This window comes from Leifsonia sp. 21MFCrub1.1, assembly GCF_900107895.1.
In the GTDB taxonomy this organism is placed as follows: domain Bacteria; phylum Actinomycetota; class Actinomycetes; order Actinomycetales; family Microbacteriaceae; genus Leifsonia; species Leifsonia soli.
The window spans coordinates 797821-819609 of record NZ_LT629867.1 but is presented as its reverse complement, the minus strand read 5'-3'; the positions used below and the strand labels follow the sequence as shown (position 1 = coordinate 819609).

Sequence of the window (21789 nt, the reverse complement as noted above, 5' to 3'; positions counted from 1 at the left end):
GTCACTCGACGGTGACGGACTTGGCCAGGTTGCGCGGCTGGTCGACGTCGAGGCCCTTGGCCGCCGACAGCTCCATCGCGAAGATCTGCAGCGGGACGACCGCGAGCAGCGGCTCGAACAGCGGAGCGGCCAGCGGGATGCGGATGACCTCGTCGGCGAACGGCAGCACGGCGGCGTCTCCGGCCTCGGCGATAGCGATGACGCGGGCGCCGCGTGCGCGGATCTCCTGGATGTTCGAGACGACCTTCTTGTGCAGCTCGTCCGACCAGCGCGGGCTCGGCACGACGACGAACACCGGCTGCCCGGGCTCGATCAGGGCGATCGGGCCATGCTTCAGCTCGCCGGCGGCGAAGCCCTCGGCGTGGATGTACGCGAGCTCCTTGAGCTTCAGCGCACCCTCCAGCGCGATCGGGTAGCCCACGTGACGACCGAGGAACAGCACCGCGCGGGTGTCCGACATCCACTTGGCCAGCTGAGCGATCTCGGCGTGCGACTCGAGCACCGTGGCGATCTTGGCGGGAACCTCCTGCAGCTCCTCGATCGCGTCGCGCTGCTGCGCCGCGCTCAGGGTGCCGCGCACGCGCGCCAGGTGCAGACCGAACAGGTACAGCGCGGTGATCTGGGCGACGAAGGCCTTCGTCGACGCGACGGCGACCTCCGGGCCGGCGTGCGTGTAGAGCGCGGCGTCCGACTCCCGCGGGATGGTCGCGCCCTGCGTGTTGCAGACCGAGATCGCCTTCGCGCCGCCCTCGCGGGCGTACTTGACGGCCATCAGCGTGTCCATCGTCTCGCCGGACTGGCTGATCGAGATGACGAGGGTGCCATCGGTGAGGACCGGCTCGCGGTAGCGGAACTCGTGGCTCAGCTCGACCGTGACGGGCACGCGCGCCCACTTCTCGATCGCGTAGCTGCCGACCAGGCCCGCGTAGGCGGCGGTGCCGCAGGCGATGATCGTGATGCGGTCGATGCCCGCGAAGTACTCGTCGCCGAGCGCATCGAGCTCGGGGATGTGCACGGTGCCGTCGACGAGACGGCCGCGGATGGTGTTGGCCACCGCATCCGGCTCTTCGGCGATCTCCTTGGCCATGAACGACGACCAGCCGCCCTTCTCGGCGGCGGAGGCGTCCCACGCGACCTCGAACGGCTCGACCTCGACCGGCGCGCCGGCGAAGTCGGTGACCGTCACGCTGTCCGGCGTGATGGTGACGATCTGGTCCTGCCCGATCGCCATCGCCCGGCGGGTGTGCTCGACGAACGCGGCGACATCAGAGCCGAGGAAGTTCTCGCCGTCGCCGAGCCCGATGACGAGCGGGGAGTTGCGGCGGGCGCCGACGACGACGTGCGGCTGGTCCTGGTGCATGGCGAGGAGGGTGAACGCGCCCTCGAGGCGCGAGACCACGCTCTGGAACGCCTCGGGCAGGTCACCCGTCCGCCGGTACTCGCGGCCGAGCAGGACGGCGGCGACCTCGGTGTCGGTCTCCGACGCGAAGGTGAAGCCGTCGGAGAGCAGCTCGTCCTTCAGCGTCGCAAAGTTCTCGATGATGCCGTTGTGGATGACGGCCAGGCGACCGTCGTCGCCCAGGTGCGGGTGGGCGTTGACGTCGGTCGGGCCGCCGTGGGTCGCCCACCGGGTGTGGCCGATGCCGGTCTGCCCGTTCGGGATGGGGTGTTCCTGCAGGTCTTCGGTCAGCACGGACAGCTTCCCGGCCTTCTTGGCGGTGCCGAGGGCCCCGTCCGGGCCGATCACGGCGATGCCGGCGGAGTCGTATCCGCGGTACTCCAAGCGCTTCAGACCGCCGAGAAGCACCTCGAGGCTCTTGTCGGTACCGACGTACCCCACGATTCCACACATGCACCCGAGTCTATCGTGGGTCATAGTGGGAGCCTGCTCGGAGCGCCCCCTAGAATTGGGGCCCTATGCTTCCGAACGGCGACTCCTCCACCCCCTTCGTCGAGCTGAGCAGAGCCGACTGGGCGGAGCTGGCGGAGAACACGCGGCTGCCGCTGCAGGAAACCGAGATCGTCCAGCTCCGCGGTCTCGGCGATCCGCTCGACATGCGCGAGGTGTCGGAGGTCTACCTCCCCCTCAGCCGCCTCCTCAATCTCTACGTGGGCGGCGCGAAGCAGCTGCACAGGGTCACGAGCGACTTCCTCGGCGAGCGGGCGGCCAGTACACCGTTCGTCATCGGCGTCGCCGGCTCGGTCGCGGTCGGCAAGTCGACGATCGCGCGCCTGCTCCGCGAGCTGCTGTCGCGCTGGGACGACACCCCCCGCGTCGAGCTGGTGACCACGGACGGCTTCCTGCTGCCGAACTCCGAGCTCGAGCGGCGCGGCCTGATGCAGCGGAAGGGCTTCCCCGAGTCGTACGACCGTCGCGCCCTGCTGCGCTTCGTCACGGCGATCAAGAGCGGCGCCCCGGAGGTCCGCGCCCCGTTCTACTCGCACCTCAGCTACGACATCGTGCCGGATGCGGAGATCGTCGTCCGGCGCCCCGACGTGCTCATCGTCGAGGGGCTGAACGTGCTCCAGCCGGCCGGAGGCGGCAACCGGCTCGCGGTGAGCGACCTGTTCGACTTCAGCATCTACGTGGATGCGCGCACCCGCGACATCGCGCACTGGTACGAGGAGCGATTCCTCAAGCTGCAGCGCGGGGCCTTCGCCAATCCGAAGTCGTACTTCCACCGGTATGCCGAGCTGACCGAGGATGAGGCGCGCGCGCGGGCCGCATCCATCTGGACGGCCATCAACGAGCCGAACCTGCTCCAGAACATCCGGCCGACGCGTTCCCGCGCCAAGCTGGTGCTGCGGAAGGACGTCGACCACGCGGTCAGCTCCGTGCTGCTGCGCAAGCTCTGAATCGGGTCTTTAGACCCGAGGCGCACAGGGGTGAGGTCGTGGCACTCTGGCCATGCATGCATATATCCCCTAAGCATGAGGCATGCCAGCACCACGCTCCCGCGCAGCCGAGCTCTTCGGACAGCGCGTCCGCGAGGCGCGGATCGCGCTCGGGATGAGCCAGGAGGACATCGCCAACCTGGCCGACATGCACGTCACGAACTACGGGCGGGTCGAACGCGGCGAGGCGAACTCGGAGCTGCACACCATCGTCCGCATCGCCACGGCTCTCGACGTCGACCCGGGCACGCTGATGGCCGGACTGTACGGCACCGAGATGCTGCCCGACCGGTCACGCGCGTACTCGGTGGCGGACTTCATCGCAGCCCGCCGGGCGCACGAGACGCGCTGACGCACTGACACACTGACGCCGCACGCCCACGCGCTGGATCGGCGCAGGCGAATGCTCCGCGCCTCCCGCTACAGGGCCAGGCGCTCTCGCACGACGTCCGCCAGCTCGTTCGCCAGGCGCTCGGCCGTGACCTGATCCGCGGCCTCCACCATGACGCGCACCAGGGGCTCGGTGCCGGACGGACGCAAGAGCACGCGCCCGGTGTCGCCGAGGGCGCTCTTCGCCGTCTCGACCGCGGTGCGCAGCCCGTCGTCGGTGTGGACGGCGTGGTGGTCGACGTTCTTCACGTTGACCATCACCTGCGGGTACACGGTCATGACCTTCGCGAGCTCCGCCAGCGACTTGCCCTGCCGCGCCATCTCGCTGAGGAGGTGCAGTCCGGTGAGGATGCCGTCGCCGGTCGTCGCGAACTCGCGCATGATGACGTGCCCGGACTGCTCGCCGCCGAGGGAGAAGTCGTGCTCGTTCATCTCCTCGAGGACATAACGGTCGCCGACCGCGGTCTCGACCATGCGGATGCCGTGATCGCGCATGGCGAGCTTCAGGCCGAGGTTGCTCATCACCGTGGCGACGAGGGTGTCGTCGCGGAGCTTGCCGCGCTCCTTCATGCCGACCGCCAGGATCGCCATGATCTGGTCGCCGTCGACCACGTTGCCGTCGGCGTCGATCGCGAGGCAGCGGTCCGCGTCGCCGTCGTGGGCGATGCCGACATCGGCGCCGGCCGCGAGAACGGCCTTCGCGAGGTTGTCGAGGTGCGTGGAGCCGACGCCGTCGTTGATGTTCATGCCGTCGGGCGCGTCGCCGATGACGGTCACGCGCGCTCCGGCGTCGGTGAACACCTCCGGCGAGATCCCGGCCGCGGCGCCGTGGGCGCAGTCGAGGACGACGTGGATGCCGTCGAGCCGGTGCGGGAGGCTGCCGAGCAGGTGGAGGACGTAGCGGTCCTCCGCGTCGGCGAAGCGGCGGATGCGGCCGACGTCGGCGCCCGTCGGGGTCAGCTTCTCGAGGTCGAGGTGCTGTTCGATGCGGTCCTCGACGACGTCGGGGAGCTTGGTGCCGCCGCGGGCGAAGATCTTGATCCCGTTGTCCGGCGCCGGGTTGTGCGAGGCCGACACCATCACACCGAAGTCCGCGTCGAAGTCGGAGATGAGGAAGGCCGCGGCGGGCGTGGGGATGACTCCCGCGTCGTACACGTCGATGCCGGAGCTGGCGAGCCCGGCCGCGACGGCGGCGGAGAGGAACTCGCCGGAGACGCGGGGGTCGCGGGCGACGATGGCCGTCGGGCGCTTGCCCGCGGCACGCCGCGCCTCGGCGCTTCGGCCTTGCGTCAGTACAGCAGCAGCTGACTGCGCAAGGCCGAGCGCCAGGTCGGCGGTGAGACTGCCGTTCGCGAGACCGCGAACGCCGTCGGTTCCGAAAAGGCGGGGCATGGACCGGAGCCTAAACGCTGACGTGGGTTAGCGCTTGGAGAACTGCGACGCCTTGCGGGCCTTCTTGAGACCGGCCTTCTTGCGCTCGGTGACGCGGGCGTCACGGGTGAGGAAGCCGGCCTTCTTGAGGGTCGGGCGGTTGTTGTCGCGGTCGATCTCGTTGAGCGCGCGCGCGATGGCGAGGCGCAGGGCGCCCGCCTGGCCCGAGGGGCCGCCGCCGGTGATGCGGGCGACGACATCGTAGGAGCCGATGAGGTCGAGCACCTTGAACGGGTCGTTGATGAGCTGCTGGTGCAGCTTGTTCGGGAAGTAGTCGGCGAACTCACGGCCGTTGACCGTGATGGTGCCGGAACCCGGGACCAGGCGCACGCGCGCGATGGCCTCCTTGCGGCGGCCGACGGCCGCGCCGGGAACGGAGAGGACGGCGCGCGGGGCGGCCGGGGCCTCGGAGGCCGGGGTCTCGGTCGAGTAGGACTCGACGTTCGAGGTCTCGGCCGAGTCGATGCTGTCTGCGATCTTCGCCACGGTGGTGATAATCCTTTGTCTCTTTAAGTCGTGAACGTCTACGTCGTCGCGGTTACTGCGCGACCTGGCCGAGCGTGTAGGGCTTCGGCTGCTGGGCGGCGTGCGGGTGCTCGCTTCCGGTGTAGACCTTCAGCTTGCGGAGCTGGGCGCGGCCGATGGAGTTCTTCGGCAGCATTCCGCGAACGGCCTTCTCGACGGCGCGCACCGGGTTCTTCTCCAGGAGCTCCGAGTAGGTGGTCGCCTTGAGGCCGCCCGGGTAGCCCGAGTGGCGGTAGGCCTTCTTCTGCAGAGCCTTCTGACCGGTCAGCGCGACCTTGTCGGCGTTGACGATGATGACGAAGTCACCGCTGTCCATGTGCGGGGCGAAGGTCGGCTTGTGCTTGCCGCGGAGGAGGGCGGCGGTGTGGCTGGCGAGACGGCCGAGCACGACGTCGGTCGCGTCGATGACGACCCAGTCGCGCTGGATCTCGTCTGCCTTCGGGGAATAGGTGCGCGTCACAGTAGTGGCTGCTTTCTGTCTCGAACGGAGGTGTTCGTGAATCCCGCTCCGTTGGTGGTTCGCTCGCGATGGCGTCGAACCGGACCGGTGGAGGGCTCACGTTCGTGTGTCCGGCCGCAGGGGGCGCGGACACCAAAGAGCAATACTACGGGAGCGGGCGTACCCGGTCAAACCGGCAAGGGGACGCCGACCTGCTGCTCGGAGACCTCCCACACCCGGGCGGCCTCCCGCACGTCCCGGAGAGGCGCGTACAGGGCCTGCTCCGCCGGTGCGCCGCCCAGGTGGCCCGGTCCGCTCGGCCCGTACATCCGTCCGCCCCGCGCATCCGGACCCGTCGCCGCGAGCAGCGCGGGCAGCGCCGCCGTCTCCGGCGTGCCGACCAGGATGCCGCGGGCGGACAGCCAGCGGATGACGCGGACGGCGCCGGTGTCCGCCGCGCGCCCGTACCCGGGCTGTGCCGCGAGCAGGTTGGTCGGAGCGACTCCGGGATGCGCGAGGTTGCTGCTGATCCCCCAGCCGCCCGCGGAACTCCGCCGGTCGAGTTCGAGCCCGAACAAGCCGAGCGCGATCTTCGAGGCGCTGTACGCCGCTTGGGCGCGGTACCTCCGCTCGGCGGCGAGGTCGTCCCAGTCGATCGCCCCGCTGCGCGCCGCCACGCTCACCTGCGAGGTGACCCGTGCGCGTCCGTCGCGGAGTAGCGGGAAGAGGGCGCCGAAGAGCGCGAGATGGCCGAGGTGGTTGGTGCCCCACTGCAGCTCGAAGCCGTCGACGGTGGTGCGGCGCTCCGGCGGCGTCATCAGCCCGGCGTTGTTGATGAGGATGTGGACGGGGTCGCCGTCCGCGCGCATCCCCTCGCCGAACGCGGCGACCGAGTCGAGCGAGGCGAGGTCGAGGTCGCGCAGCACCAGGCGCGCCTCCGGGACGGCGGAACGGATCCGGTCCGCGGTCGCGTTTCCCTTCGCCCGGTCGCGCACCGGCATGACCACCTCTGCGCCCGCCCGCGCGAGCCGTGCCGCGATCACGGACCCCATGCCGTCGCTGGCCCCCGTGACGACGGCCCGCCGGCCGGTCAGGGCGGGGATGTGGATGTCGATCGTGCGTGCCACTGCGTCCTCCTTCAATCGGTGTCTCCACCCTGACCGTTCCGGCCGGCCGTAGCCACGGCCCGGTGATCCGTGGCTACGGCGCGCGCCACGCGGTAGACATGAGGGGTGATCGACCGCATCGGACTCGCCGAGTTCCTCCGGACACGGCGAGAGCTGCTGCAACCGGAGGACGTGGGCCTGCCGCGCGGCAGCCGACGCCGCACCTCCGGGCTGCGGCGCGAGGAGGTGGCCGCGCTGGCCCACATGTCCGTGGACTACTACGCGCGCCTCGAGCGGGAACGCGGCCCGCAGCCGTCCGAGCAGATGCTCGCCTCGATCGCCCAGGGGCTCCACCTCTCCCACGCGGAGCGCGATCACCTGTTCCGCCTCGCCGGCCACACCCCGCCGGCGCAGGGCTCGGAGAGCGAGCACGTGAGTCCCGGTCTGCTGCGTGTGCTCGATCGGCTGGATGACACCCCCGCCGAGATCGTGACAGAACTGGGAGAGACGCTGCGGCAGAGCCCGATGGGCGTCGCGCTCACCGGGGACACGGCGTCCCTGCGCGGGCCGGAGCGCAGCCTCGGCGTGCGCTGGTTCACCGCTCCCGACTCGCGCCGCCTGTACGCGCCTCGGGACCACGACTTCCTGAGCCGGATGTTCGCGTCCGGCCTGCGCGAGATCGCGACGGCCCGCGGCCCCGGATCCCGCGCGGCCGCGCTGGCGGACCACCTCCTGGCCCGCAGCGACGAGTTCCGGACGCTCTGGGCGGCGCACGAGGTCGGGCTCCGTCCGACGGAGGTCAAGCACTTCCTGCACCCGGAGGTCGGCGAGCTCGAACTGCACTGCCAGCAGCTCGTCGACCCGGGCAACGCGCACTCGCTGCTCGTCTACACCGCGATCCCGGGCAGCGAATCCGCGGACAAGCTGCGGCTGCTGTCCGTCATCGGGGCCCAGACCCTGGGCTGAGCAGCGCTGGGCTTTGCAACGCTGGGCCGTTCAGGAGCGGACGCATCCTGCAGCGGTGACGAAGCACCCCGTGCCGTCATTGCCGGGCGGGTAGCCCCATGACCTCCAGGACTGGCTCTCGGTCCACACGTGGTTCTGCACTGCCCAGGTCGGCACGAACGAGGTGTACCCGAAGCCGGCGCCCGTGATCCAGCCGTAGAGCTTGATGCCCCCGGGAGCGTAGTCCCACACCGGTCCGCCGGAGTCGCCACCCGAGGCGGGCACCGAGAGCTGGCACTGAGTACTCGGCGGGGAGCAGTCGAAGCCCATGGTCCCGCACCGGTAGCCGCCCGCAGCCATCGTCTGCGGGGAGGTTCCGGAATGACACAGGGCGAGGCCCTGCGTGATGTCGCCTGGATGGGCCACATCGATGACCATGGCGTTCGACCAGGCCGCCGACACGCGAACGGTCGGTGGGACGGGTGTGGTGCCGGTCGAGACCAGGCCGATGTCCGGAAGCGCCGGCTTCCCGTCGTAGGTGGTGTAGGCGACTCGCCCGAGAACGCCGGTACCGGTCTCCTTCTCTTCGCGCCAGGTGCCGAGCGGCTGATCGATGTGGCCGACGCCCGGGATGTAGTACACCCCGCGCCAGAGGTAGACGCCTCCGCCCGCTGTGCCCCAGCCGAGCGGGCCGATGGAGGCGGCGCCGGCCGGATGTGTCGCCGTGCTCCAGGTCCAGGTGTCGGCGCCCTGGGCCGGTGCCGCCCCCGCCAGCGCGGCTGTGATCGCGACCGCAGCCGCCGCGGTGGCGACCCGCCACCGCGTCCGAAGAGTCGTCCTTCGTGATGTCGTCATCTGCCCTCGTCCGTTCCGGCGGCAACGCTGACGCCTCTACTCAAGAAAGACGACGCGACGGGACGGTCGTGACGCGCGTGATCGCAATCCGCCCAGGCTGCGCTCGTTCTGCGCGCAGGGCGGACCGGTTGAACGGCACTCAGCCCCAGGGCTGAAATCCGGCGCGATGGCACCCGCGGCGGATCGACCCGCCCTAGCGTTGCCGTATGAGATCACTCCTGCGTCGCAGTCGGTGGCTCCTCGAGCCCGCCATCGCCGTGGCCTTCTTCGTCGTCCTGGCCATCGCCGAGACGGGACGCCATCAGCTCCTGCCCGGGGCACTGCGGTCGACCGTGCCGTTCTGGGCCGCTCTCCTCGTGCTCGCGTGCACCATCGGGGTCTCGAGGCTCAGTCCCATCGCCGCCATGGGAGGAGGGACTGCCGTGCTCATCGGGCAGCTGCTCTTCCCGTCCGGGATCTTCGAGAACGGGCTGATCTACCTCGGCTACGCGATCGTGATCGGCGTCGTCGCCGCCACGGTGGGCGGGCGGATGCGGGTCGTCGCCCTGGCCTTCGCGGTCGGCGCCGGCGTTTCCATCGCCGGCCTTCTCTCGTGGGCGCAGGGCATCGGCCACACCGACGCCGGCGCGCGGGCGCTGTTCTTCGTCCTCTGCGCCGGGGCGGGCGCATTCGCCTGGCTCCTCGGGACGCTCGCCGGTGTGTGGATGCGCACGCGGCGCAGCGAGAAGGAGCTGGCGCGCACGACGGCCGAACTCCGCAGCGCGGAGGCCGAGACGATGGTCGCAGGCGAGAGGGAGCGTATCGCCCAGGATGTCCACGACATCATGGCCAACTCCCTCGCGGTGATCCTCGCCCAGGCCGATGGCGCCCGTCTCCTCGCCGACGACCGTCCGGCGTCCGTCGCACCGTCGCTCGCCACCATCGCGGACACGGCGCGGGCCTCGCTGACGGAGGTCCGGGTCCTGATCGAGACGCTGGTGGGCGAACCGGGCGGCCCGGAGCATCCCGGCCTGGCCGACCTCGACGAGCTGATCGCGCGGATGTCCGACGCCGGCCTGTCGATCTCCATCGAGCGATTCGGGGAATCCGCTAATGTGACGCCCGCCCAGGAGCTCGCCGTCTATCGGATCGTGCAGGAGGGCCTCACCAACGCCCTCAAGCACGCCGGGTCCGGAGCGCACGCACGACTGGCCCTGGATGAGCGGGGAGACGGCATCGCCCTCTCCCTGGCATCCCGGCCCGCGGCTGCCGGGGTCGCGCCACCGCCCAACCCGGCAGGCCGCGGAGTCATCGGGATGCGGGAGCGCGCCCGGTTCGCCGGAGGCTGGCTCGACGCCGGTGCGGACGAAGACCAGCCCGGCGGGTATCTGGTGACCGCCTACATTCCGGCGGTCGGGCGTAGCACGGTGACCGCATGATCCGAGTCGGGGTCGCCGACGACCAGCCCCTGTTCTGCGCCGGGTTGCAGATGATGATCGAGTCGCAGCCCGACCTCGAGTTCGCGGGAACCGCCGCCGACGGCCTTCAGGCCGTGCAGCTGGCGCGGTCCGCCCGCCCGGATGTGCTGCTCATGGACATCCGGATGCCCGGGCTGGACGGCATCGCGGCCACGGAGGCCATCCGGCGCGATCGAACGGGGCAGCTCCCGCGCATCGTCGTCCTCACGACGTTCGACCGCGACGAGGCCGTCGCCGCGGCGCTTCGCGCGGGGGCGGACGGCTTCCTGTTGAAGGATGCGACGACGGACTTCATCCTCGCCGCGATCCGCACCGTGCACGACGGGCACTCGGTCATCGCGCCGAAGCAGACCACCGAGTTGTTCCGCGCGCTGGCCCGCCGCCGACCGGAAGCCATCGACTCCCTGTCCGTACGGGAGAAGGAGGTGTTCCTTCTCGCGGCCCGTGGTTTGAACAACGGCGACATCGGGCGGACGGCCTTCATCTCCGAGGCCACCGTCAAGTCGCACGTCCGCAGCATCCTCGCCAAACTCGGGCTCGTGTCCCGCGTGCAACTGGTGGCGTTCGCCTACGAGAACGGGCTGGTCCGGTGAGCCGCGGTCACAGCTCCCGCATCGCCCGGGTGCGCTCCGCGCGCAGCGCGAGCTCCGCCCCTTCGGGGTAGCCGACCTCCATCAGCGTGAGCCCGCGGGCGGGCATCACCTTGAAGGCGCTCGTGCGCTGCTTCTCGTCGCGCAGCGCGATGAGATCGCCGGCGCCGAGCTTGCCCTCCCCCACTTCGACGCACGCGCCGACGAGGGCGCGCACCATGCTGTGGCAGAAGGCGTCCGCGGTCAGCTCGGCCACGAGCACGCCGTCCGGATCACGGCGCCAGGCGAACGCCTGCAGCGTCCTGATGGTCGTCGCACCCTCGCGCGCCTTGCAGTAGCTGGCGAAGTCGTGGAGGCCGAGGAGTCCGTGAGCGGCCATGTCCATCGCATCGACGTCGAGGTCAGACGACACCCACGCCGTCCGGTGGCGCTGCAGCGGGTCGCGGAGGGCGAGACGATCGGCGACCCGGTACTCGTACCGCCGCCATAGCGCTGAGAAGCGTGCGTCGAACCCCTGGGGCGCCACCGTGGCGGACAGCACGACGACATCGGACACCGGCCCCAGGATGCCGTTGAGGCGGCGGCCCAGCGCCTCCTCCGCCGAGAGCGGCGGACGCTTGCCGTGCGGCTTCCGCAGCAGCGACACCTGCCCAGGCGTCAGGTCGACGTGCGCCACCTGCCCGATCGCGTGCACGCCGGCGTCGGTGCGCCCCGCGACCGTCAGCAGCGGCGGCTCCCCCGCCCGGCGGAAGATCGTGGCGAGCGCATCCTCCAGCGTGCCCTGGACCGTCCGGAGCCCGGGCTGACGCCCCCACCCGTTGAAGTCGGTGCCCTGGTAGGCGATGTCGAGCCGGTAGCGCGTCGTCGGGGCCGGAACGGGTTCCGTCGGCACGGACTCAGTAGGCACGGACTCAGTAGGCACGGACCAGCCCCACCTCCTGCTGCGAGGTGACGAAGCCCATCCCGGTGTAGAGACCGAGAGCGCCGGTGGGGTTCTCGGCGTCCACGTCGAGCACGACCTTCTCGAGACCGCGCGCCGCCGACGCCTCCAGCACCGCGCGCAGCAGTGACGGCGCGATCCGGCGGCCGCGGTAGGGGCGCGTGACGGCCACGGTCGAAACGTACGAGCCGGTGAACCCCTGGCCGGGCCAGTCCTCCTCCGCGACGTCGGTCAGCACGATGCCGGCAACATCGCCGTCGATCATCGCGACGTACGAGAGGTCCGCGGCGAAGGTGCCGGAGACCAGCCCGTGGAACTGCTCGTCCGACAGCGGCTGGCTGCCCCAGTGGTCGCGGAAGGCGTCGTCGCGGGCGGCGTGCACCGCCGCGGAGAGCTCGTCGCGGTAGGGCTCGATCCGCACGTCGCCCACCGGCGTCACGTCCGGGACGGGGTCGGCCAGGTCGCGCTCCATCGTCTGGAAGTAGCGCACCACCTCGAAACCGCCCGCCTCGAGCAGACGCTGCCGGCCGGGTGCGCGCTCGTCGGCGTACCCGACCAGCCAGCCCGGCAGCCGCTTGTCGGACGCAGCCAGCTTCTGCTCGCCGCGGGCGCGCTGCCACGCGAGCAGTTCGCGCCCGATCCCCCGCTCCCGGAATTCGGGATGGACGCCGCCGTTCATGAACTCGCGCACGAGGCTCTCCTGCCGCGGCGGCTCCATGACGATGCCCACAGCGGCGACGCGCCCGTCGGCGGCGATCGCGAGGAGGGTGTCCTGCTCGAGATCGATGAAGCTGAAGCCGAGCTCCTCCTCGACCTGCTCGCGGTTGGTCAGGTAGTTCGGATGGTCCGCCGTGTCGATGGCGCGGTACACCTCGTGCACCGCATCCACGTCGGCCGCCGTGGCCGGGCGCCACTCGGCGATGAGGGGATGCTGCGGACGGTAGGTCGGCGGCGCGGCGACCCGCTCGCTGAGCGGGCTCAGAGTGTCGTCGGTCATCCCTTCACCCTAAAGCCTCGCCTTCCGGGCGTGCCCGGCATCCGTGGGTCGCAACACACCGCTTGCCGGCCCCCATGACGGCGTGTTGCGACCCACAGGCGGCCGGGGACGACGAAGGCCCCGCATCCGGGGATGCGGGGCCTTCGTGCGGACAGGGGAGGGCGTTACGCCTTCTCCGCCTCGCTCTCGGCGTCGGTCTCACCGGCGGCGTCGGCGTCGGCGGTCGCGGCCTCGACGGCCTCCGCCTCAGCGGCGGCGGTCTCGGTGCTGGTCTCCTCGGCAGGAGTCTCCTCCGCCGGGGTCTCCTCGGCGGGGGTCTCCTCGACCGGCGCGGCCTTGGGGGCAGCGGTGGTCTTGGACGACTTCACCTTCGGGGTGACGGGCTCGAGCACGAGCTCGATCTGCGCCATCGGCGCGTTGTCACCCTTGCGGAAGCCGAGCTTGGTGATGCGGGTGTAGCCGCCCTCACGCTCGGCGACCAGCGGCGCGATCTCGGTGAAGAGCTCGTGCACGACGGTCTTGTCCTGAATCACGGCCAGAACGCGGCGGCGGGCGTGCAGGTCGCCGCGCTTCGCGAACGTGATCAGGCGCTCGGCCACGGGACGCAGGCGCTTGGCCTTGGTCTCGGTGGTCTTGATGCTCTTGTGCGTGAAGAGCGCAGCGGCCAGGTTGGCGAGCATGAGGCGCTCGTGCGCCGGGCCGCCCCCGAGGCGGGGGCCCTTGGTGGGCTTAGGCATGATCGGTTATCTCCAGTGTTGAAAAGGTCTGATGGCTGAGTCGGGCGACGTGCCTCAGATGGTGGTGGACTCGTCCTCGTCGTAGCCGCTGTAGAAGTGGGCGCCGTCGAACCCGGGAACCGAGTCCTTCAGCGACAGGCCCATCTCCGTCAGCTTGTCCTTGACCTCATCCACCGACTTCTGACCGAAGTTGCGGATGTTCATGAGCTGCGTCTCCGACAGCGAGACGAGCTCGCTCACGGTGTTGATGCCCTCGCGCTTGAGGCAGTTGTACGAGCGGACCGACAGGTCCAGGTCCTCGATCGGCATCGACAGCTCGGAGCTGAGGACGGCGTCGACCGGAGCCGGGCCGATCTCGATGCCCTCGGCGGCGCTGTTGAGCTCGCGGGCGAGACCGAACAGCTCGACCAGGGTGCGGCCGGCCGAGGCGATGGCGTCGCGCGGGCTGATCGCGGGCTTGGTCTCCACGTCGACCACCAGGCGGTCGAAGTCGGTGCGCTCACCGGCACGGGTGGCCTCGACGCGGTAGGTGACCTTGAGAACGGGCGAGTAGATCGAGTCGATCGGGATCTGGCCCGCCTCGCTGTACTCGTTGCGGTTCTGCTGGGCCGACACGTAGCCGCGGCCGCGCTCGATGGTCAGCTCGACCTCGAACTTCGCCTTGTCGTTGAGGGTCGCGATGACCAGCTCGGGGTTGTGGATCTCCACACCGGCCGGGGCCGAGATGTCGGCGGCGGTGACCTGACCGGCGCCGGTCTTGCGGAGGTACGCGGTGATGGGCTCGTCGTGCTCGCTGGAGACCACCAGACCCTTGATGTTCAGGATGATCTCGGTCACGTCCTCCTTCACGCCCGGCACGGTGCTGAACTCGTGCAGCACGCCGTCGATGCGGATGCTGGTGACAGCCGCTCCGGGGATGGAGGAGAGGAGGGTGCGGCGCAGGGAGTTGCCGAGGGTGTATCCGAAGCCGGGCTCCAGCGGCTCGATGACGAACCGCGAGCGGAACTCGGAGATGTTCTCTTCGGTGAGCGTAGGACGCTGTGCAATGAGCACTATTGATTCCTTTCGGCTAAGTGTCCGCTATATGACACTTGCTTCTACTGAGGGGGGTTCGTCACGCCGCCAGGCGGCGGCCCGGTCGGACCGCCGCCTGCGGCGGACGAGAAGAGAACTTAGACGCGACGACGCTTCGGCGGGCGGCAACCGTTGTGCGCCTGCGGGGTGACGTCGTTGATCGAGCCGACCTCGAGGCCGGCGGCCTGGAGGGAGCGGATCGCCGTCTCACGACCGGAGCCGGGGCCCTTGACGAAGACGTCGACCTTCTTCATGCCGTGCTCCTGCGCCTGGCGCGCAGCCGACTCGGCGGCGAGCTGTGCCGCGAACGGGGTCGACTTGCGGGAGCCCTTGAAGCCCACGCCGCCGGACGAGGCCCAGCTGATCACGGCACCGGTGGTGTCGGTGATCGAGACGATCGTGTTGTTGAACGTGCTCTTGATGTGGGCCTGGCCCACAGCGATGTTCTTCTTTTCCTTTTTGCGCGGCTTGCGAGCGGCCGACTTGGGTGCTGCCATTTTTTCTCCTGAATCCTAAGAGCTACGGGCCGCGGGCCTTAACGCGCCTTCTTCTTGCCGGCCACGGTGCGCTTCGGGCCCTTGCGGGTACGAGCGTTGGTCTTGGTGCGCTGGCCGCGCACCGGGAGGCCCTTGCGGTGGCGGATACCCTCGTAGCTGCCGATCTCGACCTTGCGGCGGATGTCGGCGGCGACCTCGCGGCGCAGGTCACCCTCCACCTTGAAGTTGCCCTCGATGTAGTCGCGGAGAGCGACGAGCTGCTCGTCGGTCAGGTCCTTGACGCGGATGTCGCCCGAGATCTCGGTCTCGCGCAGAGTCTGGAGGGCGCGGGTGCGGCCGACTCCATAGATGTAAGTGAGTGCGACCTCGACGCGCTTCTCGCGCGGGATGTCGACGCCTGCTAGACGTGCCATGTGTTGGCTTCTCCTGTGATGAGTGGAGGTCTGCAGCGATCCCGGTGCCCCGGCCTCCTCCGAGGGTGTCCCCCTCGCCCGTTTCCGGACGAGGGATCTGGCATCGCCTGTGTTCTTATTCGGTTATGACTGCGTTCAGCCCTGGCGCTGCTTGTGGCGCGGGTTCTCGCAGATGACCATGACCCGGCCGTTGCGTCGGATGACCTTGCACTTGTCGCAGATCCTCTTGACCGAGGGGTTGACCTTCATGAGTGTTTCTTACCTTTGTTCGCTGTCCTCGTACCTCACCCGGGGCTACCCGTTGGGTGGGGCCGTTACTTACAGCAGACCTTTACTTGTAGCGGTAGACGATCCGGCCGCGGGTCAGATCGTAGGGGCTCAGCTCGACGATCACGCGGTCCTCGGGGAGGATGCGGATGTAGTGCTGGCGCATCTTGCCGGAGATGTGGGCAAGAACCTTGTGACCGTTGGTCAACTCCACGCGGAACATCGCGTTGGGAAGAGCCTCGATCACGGATCCTTCGATCTCGATGACACCGTCTTTTTTGGCCATAGCCTCACTGTCGCTAAAAGTCGTGGTTTGCTGGTCGTGCGTTGATCGGCGGAAGGCTCGTCTGAAACGTGCCTAAGACACCAAGGATCTATCTTATGGGAAAGGGCGCGAATCCGCCAATCCGAGTGTATGATCCCCCGCCGCCCTGAGCGAACGCCGTCTCGCGGGCGCCCATCAGGCGATCGGAACCGGCGTGACGCCGAACTGCGCCAGGCCGGCGGCCCCGCCGTCCGTGGCGGTGAGCACCCAGATGCCGTCCGCGTGCACGGCGACGCTGTGCTCCCAGTGAGCGGCCGCCGATCCGTCCTCCGTCGCGACGGTCCAGCCGTCGTCCTTGACGTAGGTCTCCTGCGATCCGAGCACCACCATCGGTTCGATCGCGACGACGAGTCCCGGGCGCACCTCCGGGCCCTTGGCGCGGACGCGGTAGTTGAACACCGGCGGCTCCTCGTGCATGCGGCGCCCGATGCCGTGGCCGATGTAGTCGGTCAGGATGCCGTAGTCGCCCTGCGCCGAGATGTAGTCCTCGATCGCCTCCCCCACGTCGTTGAGGTAGCGGGCCGAGGCCAGGGTCGCGATGCCGCGCCACAGCGACTGCTCCGTCACCTCGGAGAGACGGGCGCGCTCCGCGACCACCTCGGGATGCGCGGGATCGGGCAGCACGAAGGTGCGGGCTGCGTCACCGTTCCAGCCTCCCAGGATCGCGCCGCTGTCCACGGACAGGATGTCGCCGGGCTCCAGGATGCGCGCACCCGGGATGCCGTGCACGACCTCGTCGTTCACCGACGCGCAGATCGTGTGGTGGTACCCGGGCTCCAGCTGGAAGTTCGACGCGCCGCCGGCCTCCACGATCGCCCGCTCGGCGATCGCATCGAGCTCGAGCGTCGAGACGCCGGGGCGTACCCCCGCGGCGACCGCCTCGAGGGATGCCGCCGTCGCGCGCCCGGGCGCGACCATGTCGCGCAGTTGGGCGGGCGTCTTGTAGATCGACCTCTTGAAGACCACTTCTAGGCCACGGACTCGCCGGCGGACGCGGACGCGCCCGCGACGGGGGTGATGCCGCGCTCGGCCAGAGCAGACGCGATCCGCTCGGCGACCTCGTCCATCGCGCCCAGGCCGTCGACCGGGACCAGCAGGCCTCGCTCGCGGTAGACGTCGATCAGCGGGGACGTCTCGCGCAGGTAGACCTCCTGGCGGTGGCGGATGGCCTCCTCCGAGTCGTCGGCGCGGCCCTGCTCGAGGGCGCGCTTGGTCAGGCGCTGCACGATCTCGTCCTGGTCGGCGGTGAGCTGGATGACCGCATCGAGCTTCTGCCCCTTGCCCGCGAGGAGCTCGTCGAGGTAGTCGACCTGCGCGAGCGTGCGCGGATACCCGTCGAGCAGGAAGCCGTTCTTGGCGTCCTCCTCGCCGAGCCGGTCGGCGACCAGCTGGTTGGTGAGGGTGTCCGGGACGTAGTCCCCCGCATCCACGATGGCCTTGACCTGCTTGCCGAGCGGCGTCTCGTTCTTGATGTTGGCCCGGAAGATGTCGCCCGTGGAGATGTCGGGGATCCCGTAGGTGGTCGTGATGCGGGAGGCCTGGGTGCCCTTGCCCGCTCCGGGGGGTCCGACGATCAGCATTCGGGTCAACGCAGAAGCCCTTCGTAATGCCGCTGCTGGAGCTGGGAGTCGATCTGCTTGACCGTCTCCAGCCCGACACCGACGATGATCAGGATGGACGTGCCGCCGAACATGAAGTTCTGGCTTGCGCCGATCAACGCGAAGGCGACCAAGGGGATCAGCGCGATGATGCCCAGATAGAACGAACCGGGCAGGGTCACCCGCGTGAGCACGTAGTCGAGGTACTCGGCCGTCGGACGGCCCGCGCGGATGCCGGGGATGAAGCCACCGTACTTCTTCATGTTGTCCGCGACCTCCTCCGGGTTGAAGGTGATCGCCACGTAGAAGTAGGTGAAGCCGACGATCAGGAGGAAGTACAGCAGCATGTACAGCGGGTGGTCGCCCTTGGTCAGGTAGTTCGTGATCCAGGTGACCCACGGCGCCGGGGCCTTGCCCGCGGCCGGCTGGTTGAACTGGGCGATGAGCGCCGGCAGGTACAGCAGCGACGAGGCGAAGATCACGGGCACCACGCCGGCCATGTTGACCTTGATCGGGATGTACGTGTTGTTGCCGCCGTAGGTGCGCCGGCCGACCATCCGTTTCGCGTACTGCACGGGGATGCGCCGCTGCGACTGCTCGACGAACACGACGCCCATGACGATGAGCAATCCGATCGCGATCACGACCAGCAGGATCTCGATGCCCTGCGACTGGCCGACCGCCCACAGGGAGGACGGGAACTGCGCGGCGATCGAGGTGAAGATGAGGAGCGACATGCCGTTGCCGATGCCCCGCTCGGTCACGAGCTCGCCCATCCACATGATGAGGCCCGTTCCGGCGGTCATGGTGACGACCATGAGCATGATCGCGTACCAGGAGTCGTCCGTGATCAGCTGCGTGCACTGCGAGACGGCAGTGGTGCCGAACAGGGCGCCGCTCCGGGCGACGGTGATGAGGGTCGTCGACTGGAGGACGCCCAGCGCGATCGTGAGGTAGCGCGTGTACTGCGTGAGCTTGGCCTGACCGGCCTGGCCCTCCTTGTAGAGGGTCTCGAAGCGCGGGATGACCACGCGCAGCAGCTGCACGATGATCGACGCGGTGATGTACGGCATGATGCCGAGCGCGAAGATCGAGAGTTTGAGGAGGGCACCGCCGGAGAAGAGGTTCACCAGCGAATAGAGGCCGGAGGTGTCCTGATTGGCGTTCAGACAGGTCTGGACGTTGCCGAAGTCGACGAACGGCGCCGGGATGAAGGACCCCAGCCGGAACAGGGCGATGATGCCCAGCGTGAAGAAGATCTTCCGGCGAAGATCCGGGGTGCGGAAGATCCGCCCAACGGCGCTAAACAATCCTGCGTCCTGCTTTCCTAAGAGTCAGTCGGGTGGCCGGTTCCCCGGCCACCCGACTCAGCTGCTCTGCGGATGACTACTTGACGGAGCCACCTGCGGCGACGATCTTCTGCTCGGCAGAGCCGGAGACCTTGTCCACCGCAACGTTCAGCTTAACCGCAATGTCCCCGTTGCCGAGAACCTTGACCTTTTCGTTCTTGCGAACGGCACCCTTGGCGACCAGGTCGGCGACGGTGACGTCACCGCCGGACGGGTACAGCTCGGCGAGCTTCTCCAGGTTCACGACCTGGTACTCGACGCGGAACGGGTTCTTGAAGCCGCGCAGCTTCGGCGCACGCATGTGCAGCGGAAGCTGACCGCCCTGGAAGCCGGGGCGCACCTGGTAGCGCGCCTTGGTTCCCTTGGTACCGCGGCCGGCCGTCTTGCCCTTGGAGCCCTCACCGCGTCCGACGCGGGTCTTCTCCTTCTTGGCACCGGCGGCGGGGCGCAGGTGGTGCACCTTCAGGACCTGCTCGCGCGGAGCGGCGACGTCCTTCTTGGCGGAGGACTTCGCGGCCGGCTTCGCGGCCACGGTGTCGTCCGTGCTGGAGGCTGCGGCCTTGTCAGCAGCGGCCTTCGCCGGTGCCTTCTTGGCCGGAGCCTTCTTCTCGGTGCTGGTCTTCTCGGCGGCCGGCTTGTCGGCGGCAGCCTTCGCGGCAGTAGCCTTCGTGCTCGCGGCCTTGGTCGCGGGCTTCTTGGCGGCCGGCTTCTCAGCGGCCTCTGTTGTGGCCTTCTCTTCAGCCATTAGTCAATCTCCTCGACCTTCACCAGGTGAGCGACGGTGTTGACGTACCCGCGGTTCTGCGGGTTGTCCTCGCGGACGACGACGTCACCGATGCGCTTCAGTCCCAGACTGCGCAGCGTGTCGCGCTGGTACTGCTTCTCGCTCACTTTCGACTTGATCTGCGTGATCTTCAGACGCGCAGCCATCAGGCACCTGCCTTTGCGGTCGCGGCGGCCTCGGCCAGCGCTGCCTCGGTGCGAAGCAGGCGCGCCGGGGCGACCTGGTCGTAGTCGAGACCACGGCGAGCTGCGACGGCACGGGGCTCCTCGAGCTGCTTCAGCGCCTCGACGGTCGCGTGCACGATGTTGATCGTGTTGGACGAACCGAGCGACTTGCTCAGGACGTCGTGGATGCCGGCGCACTCCAGGACGGCGCGCACCGGTCCACCGGCGATAACACCGGTACCGGCGGCGGCCGGACGCAGGAGGACGACACCGGCGGCGGCCTCACCCTGCACCGGGTGCGGGATGGTGTTGCCGACGCGCGGGACGCGGAAGAAGTTCTTCTTCGCCTCCTCGACGCCCTTCGAGATCGCCAGCGGGACCTCACGGGCCTTGCCGTAGCCGACGCCCACCAGACCGTTGCCGTCGCCGACGACCACGAGAGCGGTGAAGCTGAAGCGACGACCACCCTTCACGACCTTCGAGACGCGGTTGATGGTGACGACGCGCTCCAGGAACTGGCTCTTGTCGGCGTCACGGCTGCCACGGTCGCGGTTGGGGTTGCGCTCGCGGCCACCACGGCGCGGCTCGCGCTCGCTCCGGGTGTTGTTGTCGGTGCCCGCAGCGGTCTCCACCGGCTGCGCGCTGTCCGTTACCTGATCGGCCACGGTCTGCTCCTTGTTGTTCTCGTCGCTCACAGGTTCAGTCCACCCTCTCGAGCTCCCTCGGCGACAGCGGCGACGCGGCCCGCGTACTTGCTGCCTCCACGGTCGAACACGACGGCCTCGACACCGGCGCTCTTCGCGCGCTCGGCGACGAGCTCTCCGACCTTGCGGGCCTTGGCGGTCTTGTCACCGTCGAAGGTGCGCAGGTCCGCTTCCATGGTCGACGCGGACGCCAGCGTGTGGCCCTTCGCGTCGTCGACGACCTGCACGAAGACGTGGCGGGCCGAACGGGTCACGACCAGGCGCGGACGGACCGCGTTGCCCTCGATCTTCTTGCGAAGGCGGGTGTGACGGCGGTCGCGGGCGGCCGCCTTGCTCTTTCCTCTGGTACCCAGAGCCATGATTACTTACCAGCCTTTCCGGCCTTGCGACGAACGACCTCGCCGGCGTAGCGCACGCCCTTGCCCTTGTACGGCTCGGGCTTGCGGATCTTGCGGATGTTCGCGGCGACCTCACCGACGGCCTGCTTGTCGATCCCGGCCACGGTCAGGCGGTTGTTGCCCTCGACCGTGAACGTGATGCCGGCCGGCGGCTCGACCGTCACCGGGTGCGAGAAGCCGAGAGCGAACTCGACAGCCGAGCCCTTCTGGACGACGCGGTAACCGGTGCCGACGATCTCCAGGCCCTTGGAGTAGCCCTGGGTGACGCCGATGATCTGGTTGTTGATGAGGGTGCGGGTCAGGCCGTGCAGCGAACGCGAAGCACGCTCGTCGTCCGGACGGGTCACCAGGACCTGGTTCTCCTCCAGCTTGACCTCGATGGGCTCCGCGACGGTGAGGCTGAGCTCACCCTTCGGGCCCTTGACGGTGACGGCCTGGCCGTCGATCTTCACATCGACCCCGGTCGGGATGTCGATGGGCAGTCTTCCAATACGCGACATGGCGGATTACCACACGTAGGCGAGGACTTCCCCACCCACGCCCTTCTTCTCAGCCTGGCGGTCCGTGAGCAGACCGGAGGAGGTGGACAGGATGGCGACGCCGAGCCCGCCGAGCACCTTGGGGAGCTCCGTGGACTTCGCGTAGACGCGAAGGCCGGGCTTCGACACGCGCTTGATACCGGCGATGGAACGCTCGCGGTTCGGACCGAACTTGAGCTGCAGGGTCAGCGTCTTGCCGACGCGGGCGTCGGTGACGTCCCAGCCCGCGATGTAGCCCTCCGTGGTGAGGATCTCGGCGATGTGGGCCTTGAGCTTCGAGTGCGGCATCGACACGGTGTCGTGGTGAGCCGAGTTCGCGTTGCGCAGTCTGGTCAGCATGTCTGCGACCGGATCTGTCATGGTCATTTCG

Annotated in this window: 28 protein-coding genes; 5 read left to right on the top strand and 23 right to left on the bottom strand. The window is 69.1% G+C overall.

Annotated elements, in window-relative coordinates; translation table 11 throughout:
* Nucleotide 1: 1 nt before the first annotated feature.
* Nucleotides 2-1852 (bottom strand): glutamine--fructose-6-phosphate transaminase (isomerizing), encoded by a 1851-nt coding sequence (glmS, locus tag BLW09_RS03795; protein WP_089908631.1) that lies wholly within the window; start codon nucleotides 1850-1852, stop codon nucleotides 2-4.
* Nucleotides 1853-1917: 65 nt separating this feature from the next.
* Between glmS and coaA the strand changes: the two genes are divergently transcribed.
* Both coaA and BLW09_RS03785 read left to right on the top strand, forming a co-directional pair.
* Entirely contained in the window at nucleotides 1918-2856 is a 939-nt protein-coding gene (gene coaA / locus BLW09_RS03790) for a type I pantothenate kinase (RefSeq protein ID WP_089908627.1), read from the top strand.
* An 82-nt stretch (nucleotides 2857-2938) separates the two neighbouring features.
* Nucleotides 2939-3247, top strand: coding sequence for a helix-turn-helix domain-containing protein (locus BLW09_RS03785; protein ID WP_089908623.1), 309 nt, complete (start codon nucleotides 2939-2941; stop codon nucleotides 3245-3247).
* A 68-nt stretch (nucleotides 3248-3315) separates the two neighbouring features.
* Here the strand turns inward: BLW09_RS03785 and glmM are convergent, their stop codons facing one another.
* The 4 genes from glmM to BLW09_RS03765 all read right to left on the bottom strand — a co-directional run bounded on the left by glmM (nucleotide 3316) and on the right by BLW09_RS03765 (nucleotide 6807).
* Nucleotides 3316-4677: a phosphoglucosamine mutase gene (gene glmM, locus BLW09_RS03780; protein WP_089908619.1), complete on the bottom strand. Its 1362-nt coding sequence runs from the start codon at nucleotides 4675-4677 to the stop codon at nucleotides 3316-3318.
* A gap of 27 nt (nucleotides 4678-4704) precedes the next feature.
* Complete coding sequence (gene rpsI, locus BLW09_RS03775) at nucleotides 4705-5202, bottom strand: 30S ribosomal protein S9 (RefSeq protein WP_089908616.1); 498 nt, start codon at nucleotides 5200-5202, stop codon at nucleotides 4705-4707.
* Between the two features lie 52 nt (nucleotides 5203-5254).
* Nucleotides 5255-5701, bottom strand: a complete 447-nt coding sequence (rplM, locus tag BLW09_RS03770; RefSeq protein ID WP_018191935.1) for a 50S ribosomal protein L13 — start codon at nucleotides 5699-5701, stop codon at nucleotides 5255-5257.
* Nucleotides 5702-5868: 167 nt separating this feature from the next.
* Nucleotides 5869-6807 carry an SDR family oxidoreductase gene (locus BLW09_RS03765; RefSeq protein ID WP_089908611.1) on the bottom strand — a complete coding sequence of 313 codons (939 nt, stop codon included), beginning with the start codon at nucleotides 6805-6807 and terminating at the stop codon, nucleotides 5869-5871.
* A 105-nt stretch (nucleotides 6808-6912) separates the two neighbouring features.
* Between BLW09_RS03765 and BLW09_RS03760 the strand changes: the two genes are divergently transcribed.
* Entirely contained in the window at nucleotides 6913-7752 is an 840-nt protein-coding gene (locus BLW09_RS03760) for a helix-turn-helix transcriptional regulator (RefSeq protein WP_089908608.1), read from the top strand.
* Between the two features lie 30 nt (nucleotides 7753-7782).
* On the opposite strand, the gene BLW09_RS03755 is transcribed toward BLW09_RS03760, so the two are convergent.
* The gene (locus tag BLW09_RS03755; protein WP_089908605.1) at nucleotides 7783-8586 is read right to left on the bottom strand and encodes a hypothetical protein; all 804 of its coding nucleotides are present in this window, start codon (nucleotides 8584-8586) and stop codon (nucleotides 7783-7785) included.
* Nucleotides 8587-8792: 206 nt separating this feature from the next.
* Between BLW09_RS03755 and BLW09_RS03750 the strand changes: the two genes are divergently transcribed.
* On the top strand, nucleotides 8793-10004 hold the full coding sequence (locus tag BLW09_RS03750) for a sensor histidine kinase (protein WP_089908603.1): 1212 nt from the start codon (nucleotides 8793-8795) through the stop codon (nucleotides 10002-10004).
* Nucleotides 10001-10636 carry a response regulator transcription factor gene (locus tag BLW09_RS03745; RefSeq protein ID WP_089908600.1) on the top strand — a complete coding sequence of 212 codons (636 nt, stop codon included), beginning with the start codon at nucleotides 10001-10003 and terminating at the stop codon, nucleotides 10634-10636. The genes BLW09_RS03750 and BLW09_RS03745 overlap by 4 nt, the downstream gene beginning before the upstream one ends.
* Nucleotides 10637-10643: 7 nt before the next feature.
* Here BLW09_RS03745 and truA read toward each other — a convergent pair whose 3' ends face one another.
* The 17 genes from truA to rpsH all read right to left on the bottom strand — a co-directional run bounded on the left by truA (nucleotide 10644) and on the right by rpsH (nucleotide 21785).
* Nucleotides 10644-11525: a tRNA pseudouridine(38-40) synthase TruA gene (gene truA, locus BLW09_RS03740; RefSeq protein WP_089908596.1), complete on the bottom strand. Its 882-nt coding sequence runs from the start codon at nucleotides 11523-11525 to the stop codon at nucleotides 10644-10646.
* A gap of 19 nt (nucleotides 11526-11544) precedes the next feature.
* Nucleotides 11545-12570 carry a GNAT family N-acetyltransferase gene (locus BLW09_RS03735; protein WP_089908594.1) on the bottom strand — a complete coding sequence of 342 codons (1026 nt, stop codon included), beginning with the start codon at nucleotides 12568-12570 and terminating at the stop codon, nucleotides 11545-11547.
* A 164-nt stretch (nucleotides 12571-12734) separates the two neighbouring features.
* Nucleotides 12735-13307 (bottom strand): 50S ribosomal protein L17, encoded by a 573-nt coding sequence (rplQ, locus tag BLW09_RS03730; protein ID WP_089908592.1) that lies wholly within the window; start codon nucleotides 13305-13307, stop codon nucleotides 12735-12737.
* A gap of 54 nt (nucleotides 13308-13361) precedes the next feature.
* Nucleotides 13362-14360 carry a DNA-directed RNA polymerase subunit alpha gene (locus tag BLW09_RS03725; RefSeq protein WP_018191943.1) on the bottom strand — a complete coding sequence of 333 codons (999 nt, stop codon included), beginning with the start codon at nucleotides 14358-14360 and terminating at the stop codon, nucleotides 13362-13364.
* Nucleotides 14361-14479: 119 nt separating this feature from the next.
* Nucleotides 14480-14878 carry a 30S ribosomal protein S11 gene (gene rpsK, locus BLW09_RS03720; RefSeq protein WP_018191944.1) on the bottom strand — a complete coding sequence of 133 codons (399 nt, stop codon included), beginning with the start codon at nucleotides 14876-14878 and terminating at the stop codon, nucleotides 14480-14482.
* A gap of 38 nt (nucleotides 14879-14916) precedes the next feature.
* A complete protein-coding gene (gene rpsM, locus BLW09_RS03715; protein WP_018191945.1) occupies nucleotides 14917-15291 on the bottom strand; it encodes a 30S ribosomal protein S13 in 375 nt (124 codons plus the stop codon).
* A 135-nt stretch (nucleotides 15292-15426) separates the two neighbouring features.
* Nucleotides 15427-15540, bottom strand: coding sequence for a 50S ribosomal protein L36 (rpmJ, locus tag BLW09_RS03710; RefSeq protein ID WP_018191946.1), 114 nt, complete (start codon nucleotides 15538-15540; stop codon nucleotides 15427-15429).
* A gap of 82 nt (nucleotides 15541-15622) precedes the next feature.
* On the bottom strand, nucleotides 15623-15844 hold the full coding sequence (gene infA / locus BLW09_RS03705) for a translation initiation factor IF-1 (RefSeq protein ID WP_011186713.1): 222 nt from the start codon (nucleotides 15842-15844) through the stop codon (nucleotides 15623-15625).
* Nucleotides 15845-16018: 174 nt separating this feature from the next.
* A complete protein-coding gene (gene map / locus BLW09_RS03700; RefSeq protein WP_089908589.1) occupies nucleotides 16019-16849 on the bottom strand; it encodes a type I methionyl aminopeptidase in 831 nt (276 codons plus the stop codon).
* 2 nt (nucleotides 16850-16851) lie between these two features.
* Nucleotides 16852-17472: an adenylate kinase gene (locus tag BLW09_RS03695; RefSeq protein WP_172824171.1), complete on the bottom strand. Its 621-nt coding sequence runs from the start codon at nucleotides 17470-17472 to the stop codon at nucleotides 16852-16854.
* Nucleotides 17469-18791: a preprotein translocase subunit SecY gene (gene secY, locus BLW09_RS03690; protein ID WP_018191949.1), complete on the bottom strand. Its 1323-nt coding sequence runs from the start codon at nucleotides 18789-18791 to the stop codon at nucleotides 17469-17471. The genes BLW09_RS03695 and secY overlap by 4 nt, the downstream gene beginning before the upstream one ends.
* A 76-nt stretch (nucleotides 18792-18867) precedes the next feature.
* On the bottom strand, nucleotides 18868-19575 hold the full coding sequence (gene rplO, locus BLW09_RS19175; protein ID WP_089908581.1) for a 50S ribosomal protein L15: 708 nt from the start codon (nucleotides 19573-19575) through the stop codon (nucleotides 18868-18870).
* Entirely contained in the window at nucleotides 19575-19760 is a 186-nt protein-coding gene (gene rpmD, locus BLW09_RS03680) for a 50S ribosomal protein L30 (RefSeq protein ID WP_018191951.1), read from the bottom strand. The genes rplO and rpmD overlap by 1 nt, the downstream gene beginning before the upstream one ends.
* Complete coding sequence (rpsE, locus tag BLW09_RS03675) at nucleotides 19760-20473, bottom strand: 30S ribosomal protein S5 (protein ID WP_018191952.1); 714 nt, start codon at nucleotides 20471-20473, stop codon at nucleotides 19760-19762. Before rpsE ends, rpmD begins: the two co-directional genes overlap by 1 nt.
* The gene (rplR, locus tag BLW09_RS03670; protein WP_089908578.1) at nucleotides 20470-20841 is read right to left on the bottom strand and encodes a 50S ribosomal protein L18; all 372 of its coding nucleotides are present in this window, start codon (nucleotides 20839-20841) and stop codon (nucleotides 20470-20472) included. The genes rpsE and rplR overlap by 4 nt, the downstream gene beginning before the upstream one ends.
* Before the next feature lie 2 nt (nucleotides 20842-20843).
* The gene (rplF, locus tag BLW09_RS03665; RefSeq protein ID WP_018191954.1) at nucleotides 20844-21380 is read right to left on the bottom strand and encodes a 50S ribosomal protein L6; all 537 of its coding nucleotides are present in this window, start codon (nucleotides 21378-21380) and stop codon (nucleotides 20844-20846) included.
* A 6-nt stretch (nucleotides 21381-21386) separates the two neighbouring features.
* Complete coding sequence (rpsH, locus tag BLW09_RS03660) at nucleotides 21387-21785, bottom strand: 30S ribosomal protein S8 (protein WP_089908575.1); 399 nt, start codon at nucleotides 21783-21785, stop codon at nucleotides 21387-21389.
* Nucleotides 21786-21789: the final 4 nt, after the last annotated feature.

Bases quoted from the DNA above. Each gene is read 5' to 3' on its own strand.
- BLW09_RS03785 (WP_089908623.1), top strand. From the start codon at position 2,939: ATGCCAGCACCACGCTCCCGCGCAGCCGAGCTCTTCGGACAGCGCGTC.
- rplO (WP_089908581.1), bottom strand. From the start codon at position 19,575: ATGGCTGAAGAGAAGGCCACAACAGAGGCCGCTGAGAAGCCGGCCGCC.
- BLW09_RS03745 (WP_089908600.1), top strand. From the start codon at position 10,001: ATGATCCGAGTCGGGGTCGCCGACGACCAGCCCCTGTTCTGCGCCGGG.
- glmS (WP_089908631.1), bottom strand. From the start codon at position 1,852: ATGTGTGGAATCGTGGGGTACGTCGGTACCGACAAGAGCCTCGAGGTG.
- BLW09_RS03735 (WP_089908594.1), bottom strand. From the start codon at position 12,570: ATGACCGACGACACTCTGAGCCCGCTCAGCGAGCGGGTCGCCGCGCCG.
- rplF (WP_018191954.1), bottom strand. From the start codon at position 21,380: ATGTCGCGTATTGGAAGACTGCCCATCGACATCCCGACCGGGGTCGAT.
- coaA (WP_089908627.1), top strand. From the start codon at position 1,918: ATGCTTCCGAACGGCGACTCCTCCACCCCCTTCGTCGAGCTGAGCAGA.
- rpsM (WP_018191945.1), bottom strand. From the start codon at position 15,291: ATGGCACGTCTAGCAGGCGTCGACATCCCGCGCGAGAAGCGCGTCGAG.
- glmM (WP_089908619.1), bottom strand. From the start codon at position 4,677: ATGCCCCGCCTTTTCGGAACCGACGGCGTTCGCGGTCTCGCGAACGGC.
- rpsK (WP_018191944.1), bottom strand. From the start codon at position 14,878: ATGGCAGCACCCAAGTCGGCCGCTCGCAAGCCGCGCAAAAAGGAAAAG.
- rplR (WP_089908578.1), bottom strand. From the start codon at position 20,841: ATGGCTCTGGGTACCAGAGGAAAGAGCAAGGCGGCCGCCCGCGACCGC.
- rpsH (WP_089908575.1), bottom strand. From the start codon at position 21,785: ATGACCATGACAGATCCGGTCGCAGACATGCTGACCAGACTGCGCAAC.
- BLW09_RS03750 (WP_089908603.1), top strand. From the start codon at position 8,793: ATGAGATCACTCCTGCGTCGCAGTCGGTGGCTCCTCGAGCCCGCCATC.
- rpmD (WP_018191951.1), bottom strand. From the start codon at position 19,760: ATGGCTGCGCGTCTGAAGATCACGCAGATCAAGTCGAAAGTGAGCGAG.
- rplQ (WP_089908592.1), bottom strand. From the start codon at position 13,307: ATGCCTAAGCCCACCAAGGGCCCCCGCCTCGGGGGCGGCCCGGCGCAC.
- infA (WP_011186713.1), bottom strand. From the start codon at position 15,844: ATGGCCAAAAAAGACGGTGTCATCGAGATCGAAGGATCCGTGATCGAG.
- rpmJ (WP_018191946.1), bottom strand. From the start codon at position 15,540: ATGAAGGTCAACCCCTCGGTCAAGAGGATCTGCGACAAGTGCAAGGTC.
- BLW09_RS03755 (WP_089908605.1), bottom strand. From the start codon at position 8,586: ATGACGACATCACGAAGGACGACTCTTCGGACGCGGTGGCGGGTCGCC.